This is a genomic window from Dyella japonica DSM 16301, from assembly GCF_001010355.1.
Lineage (GTDB): Bacteria > Pseudomonadota > Gammaproteobacteria > Xanthomonadales > Rhodanobacteraceae > Dyella > Dyella japonica.
In genome coordinates this window covers 89,218-107,934 of sequence record NZ_JPLA01000020.1, presented here as the reverse complement: position 1 = coordinate 107,934, position 18,717 = coordinate 89,218, and the positions used below count along the sequence as shown (strand labels likewise).

The 18,717-nt window shown below is 61.4% G+C and carries 15 protein-coding genes; 9 read left to right on the top strand and 6 right to left on the bottom strand.

The genetic code is table 11. The features are described from left to right. Window positions 1-203: 203 nt before the first annotated feature. The 4 genes from Y882_RS07920 to Y882_RS07905 form a co-directional block, all read right to left on the bottom strand. Entirely contained in the window at window positions 204-1,583 is a 1,380-nt protein-coding gene (locus Y882_RS07920) for a leucyl aminopeptidase family protein (RefSeq protein WP_046971357.1), read from the bottom strand. 657 nt (window positions 1,584-2,240) lie between these two features. Continuing rightward, window positions 2,241-2,933, bottom strand: a complete 693-nt coding sequence (locus Y882_RS07915; protein WP_046971356.1) for an HAD family hydrolase — start codon at window positions 2,931-2,933, stop codon at window positions 2,241-2,243. Between the two features lie 11 nt (window positions 2,934-2,944). Then, a complete protein-coding gene (locus Y882_RS18815) occupies window positions 2,945-4,126 on the bottom strand; it encodes a LysM peptidoglycan-binding domain-containing protein (RefSeq protein WP_052949787.1) in 1,182 nt (393 codons plus the stop codon). Window positions 4,127-4,384: 258 nt separating this feature from the next. Continuing rightward, window positions 4,385-5,731: a Do family serine endopeptidase gene (locus Y882_RS07905; RefSeq protein ID WP_156171364.1), complete on the bottom strand. Its 1,347-nt coding sequence runs from the start codon at window positions 5,729-5,731 to the stop codon at window positions 4,385-4,387. A gap of 372 nt (window positions 5,732-6,103) precedes the next feature. Between Y882_RS07905 and Y882_RS07900 the strand changes: the two genes are divergently transcribed. From Y882_RS07900 to Y882_RS18810, 5 genes are all read left to right on the top strand, one after another. Continuing rightward, entirely contained in the window at window positions 6,104-8,251 is a 2,148-nt protein-coding gene (locus Y882_RS07900; protein ID WP_046971354.1) for an adenosylcobalamin-dependent ribonucleoside-diphosphate reductase, read from the top strand. A gap of 115 nt (window positions 8,252-8,366) precedes the next feature. Continuing rightward, window positions 8,367-8,963, top strand: coding sequence for a histidine biosynthesis protein HisIE (locus Y882_RS07895; RefSeq protein ID WP_199728188.1), 597 nt, complete (start codon window positions 8,367-8,369; stop codon window positions 8,961-8,963). Between the two features lie 198 nt (window positions 8,964-9,161). Then, on the top strand, window positions 9,162-9,908 hold the full coding sequence (locus Y882_RS07890) for a TSCPD domain-containing protein (protein ID WP_046971353.1): 747 nt from the start codon (window positions 9,162-9,164) through the stop codon (window positions 9,906-9,908). A gap of 120 nt (window positions 9,909-10,028) precedes the next feature. After that, window positions 10,029-11,336, top strand: a complete 1,308-nt coding sequence (locus tag Y882_RS07885) for a hypothetical protein (RefSeq protein WP_046971352.1) — start codon at window positions 10,029-10,031, stop codon at window positions 11,334-11,336. A gap of 236 nt (window positions 11,337-11,572) precedes the next feature. Beyond that, window positions 11,573-12,784: a TIGR02391 family protein gene (locus Y882_RS18810; RefSeq protein ID WP_082121007.1), complete on the top strand. Its 1,212-nt coding sequence runs from the start codon at window positions 11,573-11,575 to the stop codon at window positions 12,782-12,784. 547 nt (window positions 12,785-13,331) lie between these two features. Here Y882_RS18810 and Y882_RS07875 read toward each other — a convergent pair. After that, on the bottom strand, window positions 13,332-14,273 hold the full coding sequence (locus tag Y882_RS07875) for an alpha/beta fold hydrolase (protein ID WP_211259141.1): 942 nt from the start codon (window positions 14,271-14,273) through the stop codon (window positions 13,332-13,334). An 860-nt stretch (window positions 14,274-15,133) separates the two neighbouring features. Between Y882_RS07875 and Y882_RS07870 the strand changes: the two genes are divergently transcribed. Continuing rightward, the gene (locus Y882_RS07870) at window positions 15,134-15,475 is read left to right on the top strand and encodes a HigA family addiction module antitoxin (protein ID WP_046971351.1); all 342 of its coding nucleotides are present in this window, start codon (window positions 15,134-15,136) and stop codon (window positions 15,473-15,475) included. Between the two features lie 10 nt (window positions 15,476-15,485). After that, window positions 15,486-15,851, top strand: a complete 366-nt coding sequence (locus Y882_RS07865) for a hypothetical protein (RefSeq protein WP_046971350.1) — start codon at window positions 15,486-15,488, stop codon at window positions 15,849-15,851. 381 nt (window positions 15,852-16,232) lie between these two features. On the opposite strand, the gene Y882_RS07860 is transcribed toward Y882_RS07865, so the two are convergent. Further along, on the bottom strand, window positions 16,233-17,084 hold the full coding sequence (locus tag Y882_RS07860; protein WP_046971349.1) for a hypothetical protein: 852 nt from the start codon (window positions 17,082-17,084) through the stop codon (window positions 16,233-16,235). 305 nt (window positions 17,085-17,389) lie between these two features. Between Y882_RS07860 and Y882_RS07855 the strand changes: the two genes are divergently transcribed. Together Y882_RS07855 and Y882_RS07850 are read left to right on the top strand one after the other, a co-directional pair. After that, window positions 17,390-18,046, top strand: coding sequence for a hypothetical protein (locus Y882_RS07855; protein ID WP_156171362.1), 657 nt, complete (start codon window positions 17,390-17,392; stop codon window positions 18,044-18,046). A gap of 137 nt (window positions 18,047-18,183) precedes the next feature. Next, a complete protein-coding gene (locus Y882_RS07850) occupies window positions 18,184-18,714 on the top strand; it encodes a DUF6630 family protein (protein ID WP_046971347.1) in 531 nt (176 codons plus the stop codon). Window positions 18,715-18,717: the final 3 nt, after the last annotated feature.

Sequence of the window (18,717 nt, the reverse complement as noted above, 5' to 3'; positions counted from 1 at the left end):
GCGGAAGCCCCCTGTGGGAGCGCACCCTGTGCGCGACGCGGCGCACCATCGGTCTCTCATTCCAGGATTTTTGCGGGGCGATGACCGCTCCCACAGGCAACATCACTGCCGCTGTCGCGCACAGGGTGCGCTCCCACAGGGGTATCGGGCACAAAAAAGGCGACGCATTGCGTCGCCTTCTTCATGCGGATATCGGTAACGACTCAGCCCTTGTAACGCTTCTGCAGAAACGCAAAGAACGCCCGCAGTCCCAACGCTTCACCGCCACGCGGACGCCCCGGGCGATCAGCATCATTCCATGCGTAGGTGTCCAGATGCAGCCACGGCGTAGTCTCGGGAACGAAACGCTCCAGATACAGCGCCGCGGTGATCGCGCCGGCATGGCGTGACGCACCGGAGTTGGCGATATCGGCCAGGTACGATTCGAGCATCTTGCGGTACGGACGCCACAGCGGCAGGCGCCAGAGCGGATCGTTCACGGCGCGGCCGGCGGCAAGCACCTGGTCGGCGGCATCATCGTTGTTGGCGAACAGAGCCGGTACGTCGGGGCCGAGCGCGATGCGGGCGGCACCGGTGAGGGTGGCGTAGTCGATGATCAGTTCGGGCTTCTGCTCGCTCGCATAGGTGAGCGCATCGCACAGCACCAGGCGGCCTTCGGCATCGGTATTGTCCACTTCCACGGTGATGCCGGCGCGCGTGGTGATGACTTCGCCCGGACGCATTGCCGCGCCCGACACCGCGTTTTCCACGGCAGGGATCAGCAGCTGCAGGCGCACCGGCAGCTTGGCCTGCATGATCAGGCCGGCCAGCGCGATCGCGTGGGCCGCGCCGCCCATGTCCTTCTTCATCCAGCGCATGCCGTCGGCCGGCTTCAGATCGAGGCCGCCGGTGTCGAAGCACACGCCCTTGCCGACCACGGCGATCTTCGGATCGCCGCTCTTGCCCCAGCTCAGTTCGATCAGTCGCGGCGCGCGATGGCTGGCGCGGCCCACGGCGTGGATGGTGGGGAAGTTGGCATCGAGCAGTTCATCGCCCACCCATTCGCGCACCTTGGCCTTGTGCGTCTTGCCCAGCTGCTTGACCGCATCGGCGAGATGCTTGGGGCCCATGTCTTCGGTCGGCGTATTGACCAGGTCGCGCACCAGGGTGGTGGCCTCGGCCAGCGGCTGCAGCGTGGCGAGGTCCGCGGCGGCGATGGCGAGCTTGGCCGGCGCGCGGCGCGCCTTGCGATAGCGGGTGAATTCGTAGGCGCCCAGCGCCCAGCCCAGCGCGGCCTGCGAGGTGTCCTTGAGCACGCCCTCGCTGGCGAGGTGATAGGTAGCTTCCGGCAGCGTGCGCGGCAGCGCACCAAGCGCGCTCAGCGCGTCGCTGGCATCGACACCCACCAGTACGCGCACCAGCTTGCCGCCCTCATCGGCGATCAGCGCAAACGTGCCGGGCGCGGCCTCGAACCCTGAGTCGGCTACCCAGCGGCGCTGCGCAGCGCTGAGGCGGCGTTTGGTGGCGGCGAAATGCGGGGCGTCGGTGGTCTCGATGGCGATGCTCTGGCGCTCGCCGGCTTTGCGTTCGATCAGGACAGACATGGAATTCCTTGCGCGGCGCTATGCGGGCGCGGTGGGCTTTTGGTGATGGTGAATGATGCGCGCTTTTGGGGGCGGGGGCGAGACGGTATTTGGGGTGGATCACTGGCAGCCCGCGTGGCGGCGCGCTTGTCTGTGGGAGCGCACCCTGTGCGCGACTGCCACGCGTGGGTGTACCGCTCCGTAGGTTTGTCGCGCACAGGGTGCGCTCCCACAGAAAAACGGCGATCGGCACAGGGGTGTGTGCTCCCTTGTAGGAGCGCACCTTGTGCGCGACCGCGGCGTTGGGGTGTATCGCTTTGTAGGTTGGTCGCGCACAGGGTGCGCTCCTACAGTGGGGCTATCAGCCCTGCGCCTCTTTGGGGCGAGGGCGAGACGGTATTTGGGGTGGATCCCAGGCAGCCCGAGTGGCGGGGGGCTTATCTGTGGGAGCGCACCCTGTGCGCGACTGCCACGCTGGGGTGTGCTGCTTCGTAGGTTTGTCGCGCACAGGGTGCGCTCCCACAGAAAAACGGCGATCGGCGCAGGGGCGTGTGCTCCCTTGTAGGAGCGCACCTTGTGCGCGACCGCGGCGTTGGGGTGTATCGCTTTGTAGGTGGGTCGCGCACAGGGTGCGCTCCTACAGGTGTGGGGCGAGGCAGGAACTGCGAGGCCTTGCTATCAGCCCTGCGCCTCCAACCAATCCACCAGCGCACTCATATCGCGCAGGTCGAGGTCGGGGGCGGTGCCGAGCAGGCCGGGCCAGGGATGGCCGTGGCGGTTGATCCAGGCGGTGCGCAGGCCCGCGTCGCGGGCGCCGACGACATCGAGCTCGGGATCATCGCCAACGTGGAGGATTTCCTCAGGCCGCAGCCCGAGATGTTCGGCGGCGGCAACGAAGATGCGCGGATCGGGTTTGGCGATGCCAGTGTCGCGGGCGCAGATGTGGTGCGCGAAGTGTTCGCGGATGCCGATGCGGTCGAGATCGGCATTGCCGTTGGTGAGACTCACGACCGGCCAGCGTCCAGCGAGGCGCTGGAGGGCGGGCAGGCTGTCGGGATAGAGCTCGACGCTGTTGCGCGCGGAGAAATAGACCTCCCACAACGTTTCCAGCGGTGCCTCGTCGATGCCGCAGGCGTTGAAGGCCCGCTGCATGGTGATGTGGCGTTGCGCGGTGAAGTCATGGGCGAGGTCGGTGCGCTCGGCGGCGACCTCGGCACGCAGCGCGCGCATGGCCGGGATGGGCCAGGCGCGCGCGACGTTGGGGTAGTGCTGGCGCAGGTACGCATCCAGATCGCGGTCCGCACGCTCCAGGGCCGGCAGTACCGGCCACAAGGTGTCGTCCAGGTCGAGCGTCAGGGCGCGGATGCGCACGTGCGTTGCGATCAGTTGCCGCTGACCTTCAGCACCTGATCGATCTTCACGTTGTCGCTGGACAGGTTGTTCCACTTCTTCAACTGCGCGGTCGTCACCGAGTACTTCTTGGCGATCAGGCCGAGCGTGTCGCCCTTGGAGACGGTGTAGGTCTCGCCCGAAGCCGCAGCCTTTTCAGCCGCCGGGGACGCTTCGGCAGCAGCCGTCGGTGCGCTCGGCGCGGTCACCGGCGTTGCCGTCGGGATCGGATCGGCCACCACGTCCATCTTGATGCCGTTCTCGGCGAGCAGCTTCTCGCGGCGGGCCTTGTCGTTCTGGGCCAGCTGCGGTGCATCGGTGTACGGCACCAGCTGGTGCGAGCGTGCCAGCGAGCGCACTTCGTCGGTGTGCAGGAATTCCATGAAGGCGGTGATCTGCGCGGCCTTCGGGCTTTCCTTGTTGGTCACCAGGTACAGCGGGGTGTACAGCACGTAGCTGCCATCGGTGACGGTGGACAGGCTCGGACGCACGCCATCGACGCTGACCATCTTCACCTTGCTGTTGCTGGCCACGCCCGACAGGGTGGTCACGCCCAGTGCGTTCGGATCGAGCGTCACGGCTTCTTCCAGCTTGGCCGTGTTGACGTACAGGCGCGGAGCGGCCACCGGCTGGTTGCCGCGACCGAAGATCAGGCGACGCAGGCTGTATTCCACGCCGTCACCCGGGCTGGCCACGGCATACAGGTTGATCGGCGCGTCCTTGCCGCCGACGTCCTTCCAATTGGTGATCTTGCCGAAGTAGATGTCGTGCAGCTGCTTGACGGTGAGGTTGCCCGTGCCGTTGGACGGATGGGTGATCATCACCAGCGCGTCAAACGCGACCGGCGTGAACACCAGGTCGGTCTCGTTGCCGCCGGCGCTGTTGCGCGCGCTGCCGGCGATGTCGGCCAGGCCGTGGGCCACGGCGTCCAGGCCCGAGGCGGTGTTGAACGGCTGGATCTCGATGCGGCCCTTGCCGCTCTTTTCCCAGGCCTTGCTCACGTCTTCCACCACGCCACGGGCGGTGGCGTAGTCGCCGCGCCACACCAGTGCCGGTGCGGTCGGGGTGGTCGGCTTCTTGGTGGTCTTGGTGGTCTTGGCGGCCGCGAGGGCGCCGGTGGTTGCGAATGCGGTAAGCATCGCGACGATGAGCAGGCGGGAAATGCGTCGTGACATGGCGGTGGGGAACCTCGAATGATGATGATGGTTCGCAGGCCGCCTGAGCTGGGCGTGCGTGCAAGAAAGGTGTAACTCGGCTATTTCAGCCAGCCTGCGGGCAAACCGCAAGCGAATTCCTGCCCTTGCATCGTGGAAAAACGCGACGAAGGACACGCATCGTCCGTCGCGTTTATCCCCCGTTCCCGCATGTCACGACAAAGCGGTCTGTCGCAGCTCCATTGCGACATGAGCCGCCTCGTCGCGACGGCCATGACATCAGCGGATGTCGACGTAGCGCACGCCATCATCGCCAGACACCACCAGCACCAGCTGGCGCGGATTCACCCCGGCCAGTTGCTGCAGCGTGCGCAGGTCGGGGATGCGCAGGTTGCCGATGCCGATCACCATGTCGTTTGCCTGCAGTCCGGCCTGTGCCGCGCGGCTGCCGGCACGTACGCTGCTCACGGCCACACCGCCCAGGCCTTGCGAGCGCAGGTTCTGCGGGAGCTCGCTGAAGGTCACCCCGGCCAGCCGCGCATCGAGCTTGGCGCCATCCACCGTGGCCAGTTTCTCCGGCACCAGCTTGGCGCTGACGTTGCGCACGGCGCCATTGCGCTGCACCGCGAGCGTCACCGTGCTGCCCAGCGGCAGCAGGCCTTCGGCATTGCGCAGGTCCTGTGCGTTGCGCAGCGGCTTGCCGTTGAGGGCGGTGATGACATCGCCCACCTGGATATCCGCACTATCCGCCGCCGAGCCCGAGTTGACGCGCGTCACCACCGCGCCGTTGCTGTCCTTCAGCCCCAGCACCTTGGCGATGCGCGGGGTGATGTCCTGCGTCTCCACGCCCAGGTTGCCGCGGTTGACCTTGCCGGTGGCAATCAGCTGCTTCATCACCTCCGTGCTGAGATTGGTGGGAATGGCAAAGCCGATGCCCACATTGCCGCCCGACGGCGAGAAGATCATGGTGTTGATGCCGACCAGCTCGCCGCGCAGGTTCACCAGTGCGCCACCGGAATTGCCCGGGTTGATCGAGGCATCGGTCTGGATGAAGTTCTGGTAGCCCGTACCGCCCAGGCCCGAGCGGCCCAGCGCCGACACGATGCCCGAGGTCACCGTCTGCCCCAGGCCAAATGGATCGCCGACGGCCACCACAAAGTCACCCACCCGCAGCTGCGCGGAATCGGCCAGCGGCAGCGCCTGCAGGTTGGTGCCCTGGATCTGCACCACGGCTACGTCGGTGTCCGGATCGGTGCCCACCAGCTTGCCCTTGAAGTCGCGGCCATCCTGCAGCGTCACCGTGATGTCGTCGGCGCCGCCCACCACATGGTTGTTGGTGAGGATGTAGCCCTTGGCCGCATCCACGATCACGCCCGAGCCCAGGCTCTGCTCCACCCGCGAACGCGGCGAACCCTGCAGGCCGAAGAACTGACGGAACACCGGATCATCAAAGAACGGATCGCGCACCTGCACCCGCGTCTTGGTGGAAATGTTCACCACCGCCGGCGTCACCTTCTGCAGCATCGGCGCCAGCGAAGGCAGCGGTTGTCCATCGATCGACACGGGAAGCGCGGCGTGACTGGCGAAGGGTGTCGCGGCAATCAATACCAAAACCGCGGCGGCCATTCGGCGGATGAAACGAGGAAACATGGGGACTCCTTGTGCGTGGGTCGAATCGTTGGTCATTCGACTCGGCGCGGCGTCGGCGGTTCCACCCTTTGGTATTGACGAATTTACTTTACAAGGCGAAAGGGCAGCGGTAACTTTCCCTCGTTCGCGACCACAACATCTTGTGTGACTAGGCTGGGCCTAAACCCAAGAGCTGGTGTCACAGGGCACTCTCAGGGGGGAGTTGCCGAAGGGTCGGGCAGGGAACGCAAGGATCGGGCACTACGCGCGGCTTTTGCTTTTCAGGCGCGACCCGATACGAGCGGCTTAGCCGAATAGAACAAACGCCAACACGGGGCCGTGAGGCCACACCGAGAGGTCAGGAAGCCGATGAGCACCGCGCGTGCACCAGCCGTAACCCGCGATACCGCCGCCATCCCGCTGCAGCCTGCGTCCTACGATATCTGGGACAAGAAGTACCGCCTGAAGGCGAAGTCCGGCGCGCCGGTCGATGGCAGCGTGGACGAAACCTACCAGCGCGTTGCCCGCGCCCTGTCCGACGTGGAAGCCACGCCGGAGCTGCGCGAACACTGGTTCGAACGCTTCCTGTGGGCGCTGCGCCGTGGCGCGATCCCCGCTGGTCGCATCACCTCCAATGCCGGCGCGCTGGAACACAAGCCCGCCACCTCGACCATCAACTGCACCGTGTCCGGCACCATCCGCGACTCCATGGACGACATCCTGGAGAAGGTGCACGAGGCCGGTCTCACGCTGAAGGCCGGCTGCGGCATCGGCTACGAGTTCTCCACGCTGCGTCCGCGCGGCGCGTATGTGTCCGGCGCCGGTGCGTACACCTCCGGCCCGCTGTCCTTCATGGATATCTACGACAAGATGTGCTTCACCGTGTCCTCGGCCGGTGGCCGTCGTGGCGCGCAGATGGGCACGTTCGACGTCAGTCATCCGGACGTCAAGGAATTCATCCGCGCCAAGCGCGAAGACGGCCGCCTGCGCCAGTTCAACCTCTCGCTGCTGATCACCGACGGCTTCATGCAGGCGGTGGAGCACGACCAGGACTGGCCGCTCGTCTTCCCGGTGCACGTCAAGGAAAAGGACGAGGTCGACCTCACCGACGCCGAGAAGATCGTCTGGCGCGAATGGCCCACCCACGAGAACTACGTGGGCCGCGACGACGGCCTGGTGGCCTGCAAGGTGTACGGGCACATTCGTGCGCGCCACCTGTGGGACATGATCATGGTGTCCACCTATGACTTTGCCGAGCCGGGTTTCATCCTGATCGACAAGGTCAACGAGATGAACAACAACTGGTGGTGCGAGCACATCCGCGCCACCAACCCCTGTGGCGAGCAGCCGCTGCCGCCGTACGGCTCGTGCCTGCTGGGCTCGGTGAACCTCACCACCTTCGTGCGCGACCCGTTCGGCCCCAAGGCCCGCTTCGACTGGGACGAATACCGCGAAGTGGTGAAGATCTTCACCCGCATGCTCGACAACGTAGTGGAGATCAACGGCCTGCCGCTGGAACAGCAGCGCCACGAGATCCTCTCCAAGCGTCGCCACGGCATGGGCTTCCTCGGCCTGGGCACCACGCTGACCATGCTCAAGATGCGCTACGGCACCTCCGAGTCGGTCGCCTTCACCGAAGAAGTCTCCCGCGAGATGGCCGTCGCCGGCTGGGAAGTGGCGCTGGACCTGGCCAAGGAAAAGGGCCCGGCACCCGTGCTCACCCGTGACTACACCGTCACCGGCGAGATGCTGCGCAAGCGTCCGGAAATGGCCACCGACGGCTACAAGGTCGGCGACTCCATCCCCGGCCGCGTGCTGCACGCCAAGTACAGCCGCTACATGCAGCGCATCGCCAGCGTCGCGCCCAACCTGGTGGCCGAGCTCGCCGAAACCGGCGCGCGCTTCACCCACCACAGCTCGATCGCGCCCACCGGCACCATCTCGCTGTCGCTGGCCAACAACGCCAGCAACGGCATCGAGCCGAGCTTTGCGCACCACTACTCGCGCAACGTGATCCGCGAAGGCCGCAAGACCAAAGAGAAGGTTGAAGTCTTCAGCTACGAGCTGCTGGCCTACCGCGCGCTGATCAATGCCGACGCCTTGCCCTACTCGGACGACGCCAAGTCCAAGCTGCCCGAATACTTCGTTTCGGCCGACGACATCTCGCCCAAGGAGCATGTCGACATCCAGGCGGCGGCGCAGCTGTGGGTGGATTCGTCCATCTCCAAGACGGCGAACGTCCCCACCGACTACCCGTACGAAGATTTCAAAGACATCTATTTTTACGCGTATAAGCAGGGTTTGAAGGGATGCACCACGTTCCGTTTCAACCCCGCGGCGTTCCAGGGTGTGCTCGTCAAAGAAGCCGACCTTGAGAGCACCCTCTACCGCTTCGAATTGGAGGACGGTAGTGTTGTCGAACTGAAAGGCAACGAAGAAGTGGAATACGACGGCGAAATGCATACCGCCGCCAATTTGTTCGATGCCTTGAAGGAAGGGTATTACGGAAAGTTCTAAACTATCCGCGATACCTGATCTCGGGTGTCAGCCCACTGCCAAGAGCAATACCGTAGTGTCCTTGCGGCAAGGCTCAACATAAAGTCCAGAATCCACGTCGGAGGGGATAACACGCATGTCCATCGATACCGAGTTTGATGTGAAAGAAGTAACCGCCCAGGTCGTAGACGCGCCGGTCGAGGTTCCCGTGGTCGAAGTGACCCCGGCAGCCAAGCCCAAGAAGGCTCGCGCCAAGAAGAAGGTGGCCGCGGCCAAGAAGGCTGCTCCGGCCAAGAAGGCTGCTGCAAAGAAGGCTGTGAAGAAGGCTGCCGGCAAGAAGACCGCCAAGAAGGCAGTCAAGAAGGCCGTCAAGAAGGCAGCTGCCAAGAAGACCGTGAAGAAGGCCGTCAAGAAGGCTGCCGTCAAGAAGGTCGCCAAGAAGGCCGTCAAGAAGGCAGCCGCCAAGAAGGTCGCCAAGAAGGCGGTCAAGAAGGCAGCCGCCAAGAAGGTCGCCAAGAAGGCCGTGAAGAAGGCAGTGCGCAAGTCCGCTGCCAAGAAGGCCGTCAAGAAGGTCATCAAAAAGACGGCCAAGAAGGCCGCCGTTAAGAAGGCGGTCCGCAAGGTCGCCGGTAAGAAGGCCGCCAAGGCGGTCAAGAGGTCCACTGCCAGCAAGAAGGCGAGCGTGAAGAAGGCCGTCCGCAAGGTCGCCAAGAAAGCCGCACGCCGTAAGTAAGCCGTAACGCGACCCGGCCCGGCGCTGAACACGCCGGGCCGGATCGTTCTAAAAAGCTCGTCATTGATTTTTAGGCTCGTCATTCCAGCGAAAGCTGGAATCCAGCGCCTCCAGCGCGAAAAAGCGCGACCACCTCCAAGACGCCGGTCTGTAGCACCACGAACCGCCGCGCCGCCAATCCCGTCGGAAGAACACACCATGGCGATCAAGATCGAAAAGAAGATCAAGGGCTACAACGTCGTAAAGCCCGAGGACAAGGCCGCGTCCGCCGCTGCGCCCGCCGTTGCACCGGCAGCTTCCAAGGAAGCGCCCAAGGCGGAAATCATCCAGATGCACGAGAGCCTGGAGCGTCCCGAGACGCTGGTCGGCTCCACCTACAAGATCAAGTCACCGCTGTTCGAGCACGCGTTGTACGTCACCATCAACGACATCGTGCTCAACGTCGGCACCCCGTACGAACAGCGCCGCCCCTTCGAGATCTTCATCAACTCGAAGAACATGGACCACTTCCAGTGGATCGTGGCGCTCACCCGCATCCTCTCCGCCGTGTTCCGCAAAGGTGGCGACGTCACCTTCCTGGTCGAAGAGATGAAGGCCGTCTTCGACCCCCGCGGCGGCTACTTCAAGGCCGGCGGCGTCTACATGCCCTCCATCGTCGCCGAGATCGGCGCGGTGATCGAGCAGCACATGAAGATGATCGGCCTGATCCACGACCCCGAAATGGACGAGTCCACCCGCAAGCTGGTCGCCGAGAAGCGCGCTGCCTATGAGGCGGTGACGAGCGGCAAGAAGGCTGCGACCGCCACCACTGAAGCCGCTGCCACCGAATCCTCGACCGGCTTCCCGCCGGGCGCCACCCTTTGCGCCAAGTGCAATACGCAGGCGCTGGTGCTGATGGATGGGTGCCAGACTTGTTTGAATTGTGGGTATAGCAAGTGTGGTTGAGGCTTGATGTTTAGTCGTCAAGATGAAAAGGGTGGCAGTGATGCCGCCCTTTTTTGCGCCTTAGATAAGGTGGCCGCCTCTTAATTCGAAATTATCTCGGCAAACAATGGAGTTAGGTATATGTCCACTCAGGAGCTAATAGTGGCAACTGCAGTTGCTACGATCGACGCTGATGCAGTTGAGCACATTACCAAAGAGATCGGATATGTAAGGGAAGACATTCGCGGCTGCTCCTATCTAGCCGAGGCGCGTCGTGTCCTGCCGGTGAAGGGTTATAGAAGTGCAATTGGCTCCTATTGGAATGCTGTCGTAGATGACTTGAGGAAGAAAGTCATCCACCGTAGCTTGGATCTATTTAATAAGGAAATGAAGCTCAAAAGAAATGTCGAGCGCTACGAGGATTTTCAGGACTTTGTCACCGATTATGATTTAATCGAGGGTGCATATAAGATCGGCGTCCTGAGTTGGGAGGCTCGTAAAATGCTGCAGCAGGCACGAGAGGTTAGGAACCTTTTTGACGGTCACCCACAGAGCTCTGAGCCTGGCATTTTGAAAGTTCTTAGCCTCATATCCGATTGCAATAAATACGTACTTTCGGAAGACTATCCTCCAACGATAATAGATATCGCGGAATATATTGCGCAAATGGACTCCCAGAATTTCACCCGAAATCCTCTGGCTGTCGATCAGGCTTTCAGCGATTTGCCTCAGGTTTATAAGGGCGAGTTGATAAATCGTCTCTACTCGTCGTACGAGGGAGACAGCATTTCCAGTGATCTGAGGGGTAACATAGAGTTCTGCGGTCCAATACTATGGAAGGCGTTGACTAAGGAAGATAAGTCTCAAATTGGCAAACGGTTTGAGAAGACCGTTCTATCTGGTGACGCCGCGCGTATTGCTCGAGGGCAGGTGTTCCTGCATCAGGTGGCGGGCATGATGTACGTGAACTCCGCCACACGCCGAGTTTTGATCGAGCCCATCGTGGCATCAATGGCCAACGCGCTTGATGATTGGACGGAGGAGTCGCGTCTTGCTGCCCAGCTGCAGCAGTTTTCATCCTTCGTTCCCGTTGAGCTAATTGACTCTTACGTATCGGCAATAACAAAAAGCTACATTGGATATCGTGGAAGTAGTCCGCAATGGAACCGTACTGACTTTTACTCAAATGGCGCAGCGCAACCCATAAAAGAGATGTTTGAATCATTCGATTCCGCAGCTGTCGATGCTTTTGTGGAGATCGTAAGAAATGATTCGGTGTTGCGTCGGCGCATTGCGGGGCGCGGGCAGCTCAATCGATTAAGAGTGCTGGCCGAGCTCCTCATTGAGCGTGGATTAGGATCCGATGCCTCAAAAAACTTTCTTGCTCTGCTTGCGGATCCAGAAAGGACAGGCGACTTCTACGCGGAGCTCCCCAAACTGGCCGACTAACTAAAGCCGGGTTTGAGTCCGAAAAGTAGTTGGGGGCAACTTCCAGGAGCGGAGGCAGGGTCACTTCTCGGAATTCACTTCGCGCCGCTTGGAAGTGAGCCTGACGCGATTTCGGGAGATGTTCCTCTCGTGCCTTCGAGGTATGCGGATGCGATAGTCGGCGAAGAGGGCTTCTAGTCTTTGGCCGCGATTACAGGCGACCCGTCACCCGACGGGTCGGAGGCCGGCCATGATCGATGCACCATTGCTCTCAAGTCGTAGCATTATTGGAGTGTCTTGAGCCGCGTGGGCCATTCTATTTGGGGGCGTCAGTGAACCTAGAGACAAAACTGCCCGTTGAGCTATGGAGGGCGGTGCGTATGAACTACGAGAAGCGCAACTTCACTGGATCTATTTTGGATGGGTTCTATTTCCTCAGTGATCTTCTCCGAACGAAATCAGGTGTCGAGGGAGATGGCGCGACTTTGATTGGTCAGGCGTTAGGAGGGGCAACACCTAAGATCAAGCTCAATCGGCTTCAGAGCGAGTCAGAGCTAAACGTACAGCGAGGCATGGAGCAATTGCTTCGTGGCTTCTATCAGGCGATTCGCAATCCCAGGAGCCATGAGAAGATCAATGATTCTGAAGTCGATGCACAGGACCTATTGGTCTTCATCGGATACCTGGTTCGAAACATTGACCAAGCGAAGTCGCAGTTCTCCCGTGATGATTTTCTTAAGCGAGTCATAGATCCAGACTTCGTTCCGCAAGCACGGTACGCAAAACTATTGGTTGACCAGATACCGGTCGGTCAAAGACTTGAAGTCTTTCTTGATGCGTATCGGGCCAAGGAGCAGAGCGCACCCGACCGACTCATTCACTTTTTTTCGGCCCTGTTGCCGGAGTTGTCGGAGGCTGATCGCAAGCAGGTGTGCGACGTCATATCGGAAGAGCTGAGGATTGCTGAGGACGATGCGACGATTCGATTCAATATCGGCTGTTTCGAAGGAAAGATGTGGGTTAACTTTGACGAAGCTGCGCGGCTTCGAGTTGAGAATCGCCTGATTCGATCCGTGCGCGACGGTCGATGGGACACGAACACCGAAAAGCTTAGGGGCGGTGCTCTGGGGACTTGGTCGCAGGACATCGTTCCGTATTTTTCCCTGAAGAAAGAAATGCTCGGTGCGATTACGGCCAAATTGGCGTCCCGCGATAGTGAGCAGATTGACTACGTGATGAAGTATGTTTTTTCTTGGGTGAGTGACTTGGCTGAGGCGATGCCACCTGCACTCGGGTTCGTGCTCAAAGACGGCCTGAATGCCGGTGACGAGCGGTTCTGGGAGGCCCTGACGTTTTGGCCGCCTTGGCCGGCGGACACGTGGCCATCGGGAGTTCTTAAGGCATTCAACGACTTCAAGGCCGTCGAGAAGCCGGCGTCGAGTTTTGATGACGACGATATTCCATTCTGATCGTGTGTTGTCGTTCATGCTGCAAGAACGGTGTCAGGTCTATTTCTCTCTGTCCTGGAAGTGGACGTAGCCCGTCGCCGGTCGCAGACCATAGACACGTGTCGAAACGCATTTCTTGCGTCTTTCAGAGGTGGCCTCCTGAGACTGACGATGGCGGGCTGTGTCTTTGCATTTACTGGTCCTACTGATTTTGTCGTGGGATTCGTAATTTCAGAACTCGTTGCTCGGCTATCAGAAACTTCAAGGGAGGGTTTGCGTATGGTCAAGAAGGCTTTGGAAATGCGGTCACGATCATTCTGCGAATGCTTTAAAGCGCACGCTATCGCGTTTTGGGAGGCCCATCTCCCTTCCAGGCAGAGCCTGCTGATGAGCTCGTGCAAGCCGAGCGAAAAGGTGCAGAGGTGGAAAACAAGACGAACGTGAAAAGGTCCAACAAAAGGGGCCAGAACACTATTTCAGCCTTGCCTCGTGGCCGAATCTTCGCCACACGACCTACTTCTGAAGCACTGAGCTTCCAGAAAAAGTGTTCTGCCCCTTTTGTTCTGGCCTACTTCGCCCCGGCAGCTGCCACCGGCTTACCGTCGATGAAGTTGTGAACCGCCGCGATGGTAGTTCCTGGGGCTTCTTCCATGAGCCAGTGACCGGCATGGGGGACGACCAGCTCCGTGACGTTGGTGGCGGCATTGCGCATCACGATGGCTTCGTTTGCGCCGAACGACTTTTCACCGCCGATCGCGAGCACGGGCATCGTGAGTTTGGTCGCCATGGCCGCCTGGTTGTCTTCGACGTCCTTGCGGAAGGCGCGGAACTGCGAGAACGCATCGTGCATGGCGTTCGGTCGGGCGTAGAGTTCGGCGTAGTGCTGGCGCGATGCTTCGTCCATTTTCGATGGATCGCCGGCGAACTCGTTCCAGAAGCGGTCCAGGTAGATACGTTCGCGGCCGGCAACGAGGCGTTCCATATCCGGGCCTCCGAAATCGAAATGCCATAGCGCGGGCCAGCGCACGATCTGGTCCCACGGCGGGATGCCGGGCACGGGGGCATCCATCACGACTAGGCGATCGGTCTTGTCCGGATAGCGGGCGGCATAGGCGTACGCCACCATGGTGCCGATGTCGTGCCCCACCACGGCCGAGCGATCAATGCCTAGCTTGGTCAGCACGCTGCGAATATCCGCAGCCTGTGTGCGCTTGTCGTAGCCGCTTTCGGGGTGTGAGGACAGGCCCATGCCACGCAGGTCGGGCACGACGACGGTGTGATTGCGCGCCAGGTCCGCCGCCAGCGGCGCCCACATGTCGCCGGTGTCCCCAAAGCCATGCAGCAGGACAACGGCGGGCCCTTTCCCGCCAACGCGAACGTGGATCGTGGCCCCGTCCGTCTGGATGTCCTGGACGCGGAACGATGGCGGAAAGGGTTGAACAGTTGCAGCAACGGGCAAGCTGGCACCTGCGAACAGGCACGCCAAAAGCAATAGGCGAATCATCAACATGACTCCCTCAGGAAAGGATGGATCAGGTAATGCCCCAGAGGACCGCGGCCATCAGCTCGCCGGTCCGGGCGTAGTTCAAGGTAGGTCGCGTTATGTGGACGTGATCAAGGCGCCGAATAACGCGGACGGCTAGAGAATGGTGCTGACGTCTAGCCGGCCTTGCGCCGTCACGCATCCCCTCGCCCAGGTGGACACCCATCTCGCCGATCCCTGACAGACGTTGCGAACCCTGCTTGTTAGGGTCAGTCAGTCTTTCGCGCTGTCGTATTGCACGCCCTCGCGAATGACCATGACCACCAGGTCATGAGGCGCGGGCCGTGAGTGCTAGCAACACCCACGACCCGCTAACCATCAACAACTTTACGAGAGTTGATCATGGCTACCCGCGATCATACGGTACGCATTCGCTCGTCCGTTCCCCCTGACGACACCCTCACTCCTCCGTCTCACAAGCCGTCGTACACGCCTGTGGCATGGCCAGAAATCCCGCGTCATTGCACTCGCGGTGACATCGCCCTGGCGGTGCTCGCCCTCTCGCGCCTGCGTGTCGACAGCGAGCAGTGCCGCCACGCGCAGGCGCGGGGATTCCCCGGCAGAGCGCTGCCATGGCCGCTTCCCGTGGCCGTCACGGCCAGCCTGGGCACGGCCATCCACTGCCTGCAGCAGTACGCCCGGCTGCTCGGTGACGAGCCTCGAGTGAACACCACACGCCTCCGATGATTGCCGTTTCGGCGCATCGGCCGGCACGGCGATGCGCCGCACTCGAGCGATCACCGACGAAGCTGCCAAGCATTCACTGACACGGAGCGCTGTAAGCGCCTGAGCCGCTGCGCGGCCGTGTCCGACAGGGAGGAACCACCATGGAACTGATCCAGCTCACCCCGCATTCGGACGTCGACCCCTCGCAACCCCTGCGAGCCCCCGGCGACATCCTGCTGCACGCCTACCTGATCCCCAGCGCCCTCAACCCCGCCCAACTCGCCCGCCGCACCGGCATACCCGCCAACCACATCAAAGCCTTCATCGCCGACACACAACCCATCACGCCAAAGATCGCCTTGCGCCTTTCGCTGACCTTCGACACCACCGCCTTTTATTGGCTGGCACTTCAGGCGCGCTACGACCTGGAGAAGGCGAAGCCTGTGATCCGCGCTTACCGTCCTCTCGTGGATGACGGTCCGCTAACCACGACCAACTACTAAGGCGTTGATCATGGCCAGGCCCAAACACACGGCGCGCGCACGCGGCAACGCTGCCACCTCCCACCCAGGCAAACCCGTCAACCCGTTGAGTCGCCGCTACTGGATCTTCGACGAGTTTCCCGAGCCGACACAGCGTCTGGCGGCCACCAGCGCGACGCTCGCCGAAGGCATTCACGCCGTGTCCTGCGTACTAGCCAACAGCGAGGCCTACCGCGTCATCCAGGAAGCCTCGTCCGGCTACCCGCCCGCCAACTTGCCGCTCTCTCCCGCGCTGACCGAGGGCCTGTTTGCGGCGCTCTACATGTTGAACGAGCGAGCTGCGGAAATTGCCTGGGAGATGTTGGAGCCGGAGGAGGGGAGTCCGGCGCGCAGGTGAAGGCGCTCTGCCGGTTATTGTGGCGCCAAAAAAGGAAATGGGCGGCGCATGCGCGACCGCCCATCAGTCCAGCCAGTCCCGTCGCTAGACGGGCCGTTGGTGCTCCGCCAGTAGGGCGGTCGCATGCTTGGCCGGGTTGTCCTGACAACTCGGGAGCAGGTTCAGATTAAGCGACCGATTGTTGCGCGACCATTGGAAGAGTCTTAGTAAGTCGTAAAAACACGACGCATATCGAACGAAATATCGATCGACGTGCACTTTGAGAAGATTCGCTGCGGGCTGCCGCGCCACCGAGTGCTTCGCGGAGGTTGAAACGTACGCGCAGGTACGTTTCTTCCGGCACCAAACCCGTTCGAATGTTCTCCACGCGCCCCTGGGTCGTTACGCCTTGCCCACCGGCTGGCGCATGATCGTTGGATCGACCAGGTCGATCGTCCGACTGGGCGCGAATCCGAATACCGCCTCAAACTCCGCGCTGGTCAGCAACGCCGCGGCGCGCTGGAAGTAGGCCTGGTTACGCTCATTCAGGGCCTCCGCCGACGGCATGACGGCCCCTTTGAGAACGGCCTCCCTCTGGGCCAACTGCTCTTCCCGCACGCTGGCGCGCAACGCCAGCAGGGGCGCGAGCTTGTCCGACGCATTGAGCGCGGCCAGCGCCTGCTTGGCGTGGATGGCGAAGTCGTCGTTGGCGTCCATGGTGGTGACCGCGCTTGGAGACGATGGAGACGATGGAGGAGGTGGGGCAGCCGCGCAACGCGAGATATTGGCCTTCCAGTCGTGATGCAGGATGCCGTAGGTGCCATAGATGAAGCTGCTGGCACGGTAGCCCCGCGCCAACGCCACCGTCAACGGCGTGGACGTGCCACCCGTAGCCCATAGCACCTGGTTGGCCAGCTGGTGGCAGACCCCGTCCAGGCCGTAGTAGTAGATCGTGCCGCAGGCATTGGGCCGGGTATGCGGAGGGATGCTGTCCGACTCTTTGTTGGGAAGGCACAGGCACTGCGCCAAAGCAAAGTCGCCGCTAGCGCTGCCGAGATATCCCTGGGGTTGCTCCGAGCTGCTGCCCTGGATGTGAAATATGCCCCAGCAGTACCAGTAGTTCGCTTGAGCGTTCTCGACATCGGTGATGTTTGCGTATGGGTCAACGCGATTGTCGTAGTCGGTGACCCAGGTGTGATCGACAGGTGAGTCGCTCGAGAAAGCCGGTGTGGCCCAAGCGTAAAGGGTCGTCATGTCCCGTCTCCAATTGGGTGGGAATGCGAAGCGCTGGTGTGGCGCGCAACGCTAGCACCCGGTGTTGGAGGGGAACGATAGGTCCTAAGTTGTAAGTAGCTGGAGCGGGACCTCGATTCGGCTGCACGTTCAAGTCTCTCTCGGGCGCGCCGAAACAGGGCTGCGATGAATTGCTATTTCGCGCGTTCTTCCGTGGAAAAGGTGGATTTTCTGTGCGGGTATTAGGTGCTAACTGGTCGCGAGCCATAGGCGACAGTATCGACAAATATTGGCCACACGCGCTGTCGACTCTCTTCATCGGAGGGATGCTGAAGGCCGAAGTGGTTATGCAGGATAACGGGCGCTCGCGCTACTTCTACTTTCTTGTCGCGCTCTTGGGAATTCTTTGGGCCTTTGTTCTAACCGTTCAAAAGGTGGGGCATCTGCGCGCCTTGCCTGAGAAAGAAAGAAGACGGGAGCAAGCACGTACAAAGATGTGCTCTGAGGTATTTTCGGCCCTGGCCCTTCTTACTTTTCTCAGTCTCTATTTTCGGGCTGGATATGAGCTGGATGTGTCCAATCAGCTCGCGCGATGGAGATACCTGGGCCGGGCAACAGAAGAAATGTCCAGGTTGATGCCTGAAGATCGGTGCGGGCAAATGAAGGCGCAGGGCGACTGTAAGAGGGCATGGGCCTCGGTTCATGGGCTTCAGCAGCTGATCGGATCAGGCAAGGAGGCGGATGCGATCAAACTTCTGGAATTCGCAAGGCCCCAATTGCTTGAAGTGTCGAGGATCGCTCCCCCAAAAGATCGCGAGGTATTTCAGGACGTCCTGGGCAATCTTGAAGACGCCGTGATGGACGAGCGAGAGTTGCAGATTCTGCTTCAGGCTCTCCAGCTCTTTGCCATCACGTTCGCGATATCTGCGGTTTCCAGAAAACTGGCGTTGGCTTGGCTTGACCACGAAGAAAAGTCTCGATGAGATCGTTGAGGCAGCTTCGGTCGGGGCTTGTACTCCCTTGAACGGTGTTTCGTGGTCCTGACAACCGTGTGAAAGCACCGGTTCTCTCGGCCGAGTTCCGGTGAGATGATGCGTCCCTAGCCCTGGACACCCCCGCCATGAACTCCTCCGACGACGATTTCGACACCACCCAGCCCTTCGACGATGACGACGACTCGCTCGACGCTCGTGTCTGGCAGTTCCTTCTGCTAATCAATCCCGGCGATGACGACGCGGCGTTCCAGCAGTTCGCGGGGTATCGCGAGGCGGTGGCAGAGTTGGCGGAGGATGAGATCGACGTGGCGCAGGTGGTGGGGCAGGTGGCGGATTGGCGGGCCACGTTCCATGTGGATGCCGGCGATACGCGGGCGCTGGTGCAGGCGATTGATGAATTGGCCGCTCGCTGGAACCTGACCATCGATTGGGATGGCGATACGGACGAGGATGAGTTCCATGCCGATATCGACACTGCCGATTTGCTTGGTGTCGCTTACGACAATCTCGCGCCGCACGGTTACACGCTATGGGTGCGTGATACCGACGATGACAGCGTGGCGGGTTGGATGTCGTTGAGCCGGGATATTGAGCCGATGCGGGAGTTGGCGCCGGAGTTGGGGATGCATTTGCATCGCGGGAATGAGATTGGTTGAGGG

Excerpts from the sequence above, each read along its gene's own strand:
- Y882_RS07920 (WP_046971357.1), bottom strand. The coding sequence starts at position 1,583 with ATGTCTGTCCTGATCGAACGCAAAGCCGGCGAGCGCCAGAGCATCGCC.
- Y882_RS18815 (WP_052949787.1), bottom strand. The coding sequence starts at position 4,126 with ATGTCACGACGCATTTCCCGCCTGCTCATCGTCGCGATGCTTACCGCA.
- Y882_RS07905 (WP_156171364.1), bottom strand. The coding sequence starts at position 5,731 with ATGGCCGCCGCGGTTTTGGTATTGATTGCCGCGACACCCTTCGCCAGT.
- Y882_RS07900 (WP_046971354.1), top strand. The coding sequence starts at position 6,104 with ATGAGCACCGCGCGTGCACCAGCCGTAACCCGCGATACCGCCGCCATC.
- Y882_RS07895 (WP_199728188.1), top strand. The coding sequence starts at position 8,367 with ATGTCCATCGATACCGAGTTTGATGTGAAAGAAGTAACCGCCCAGGTC.
- Y882_RS07890 (WP_046971353.1), top strand. The coding sequence starts at position 9,162 with ATGGCGATCAAGATCGAAAAGAAGATCAAGGGCTACAACGTCGTAAAG.
- Y882_RS07885 (WP_046971352.1), top strand. The coding sequence starts at position 10,029 with ATGTCCACTCAGGAGCTAATAGTGGCAACTGCAGTTGCTACGATCGAC.
- Y882_RS18810 (WP_082121007.1), top strand. The coding sequence starts at position 11,573 with ATGCACCATTGCTCTCAAGTCGTAGCATTATTGGAGTGTCTTGAGCCG.
- Y882_RS07875 (WP_211259141.1), bottom strand. The coding sequence starts at position 14,273 with ATGTTGATGATTCGCCTATTGCTTTTGGCGTGCCTGTTCGCAGGTGCC.
- Y882_RS07870 (WP_046971351.1), top strand. The coding sequence starts at position 15,134 with ATGGAACTGATCCAGCTCACCCCGCATTCGGACGTCGACCCCTCGCAA.
- Y882_RS07865 (WP_046971350.1), top strand. The coding sequence starts at position 15,486 with ATGGCCAGGCCCAAACACACGGCGCGCGCACGCGGCAACGCTGCCACC.
- Y882_RS07860 (WP_046971349.1), bottom strand. The coding sequence starts at position 17,084 with ATGACGACCCTTTACGCTTGGGCCACACCGGCTTTCTCGAGCGACTCA.
- Y882_RS07855 (WP_156171362.1), top strand. The coding sequence starts at position 17,390 with ATGCTGAAGGCCGAAGTGGTTATGCAGGATAACGGGCGCTCGCGCTAC.
- Y882_RS07850 (WP_046971347.1), top strand. The coding sequence starts at position 18,184 with ATGAACTCCTCCGACGACGATTTCGACACCACCCAGCCCTTCGACGAT.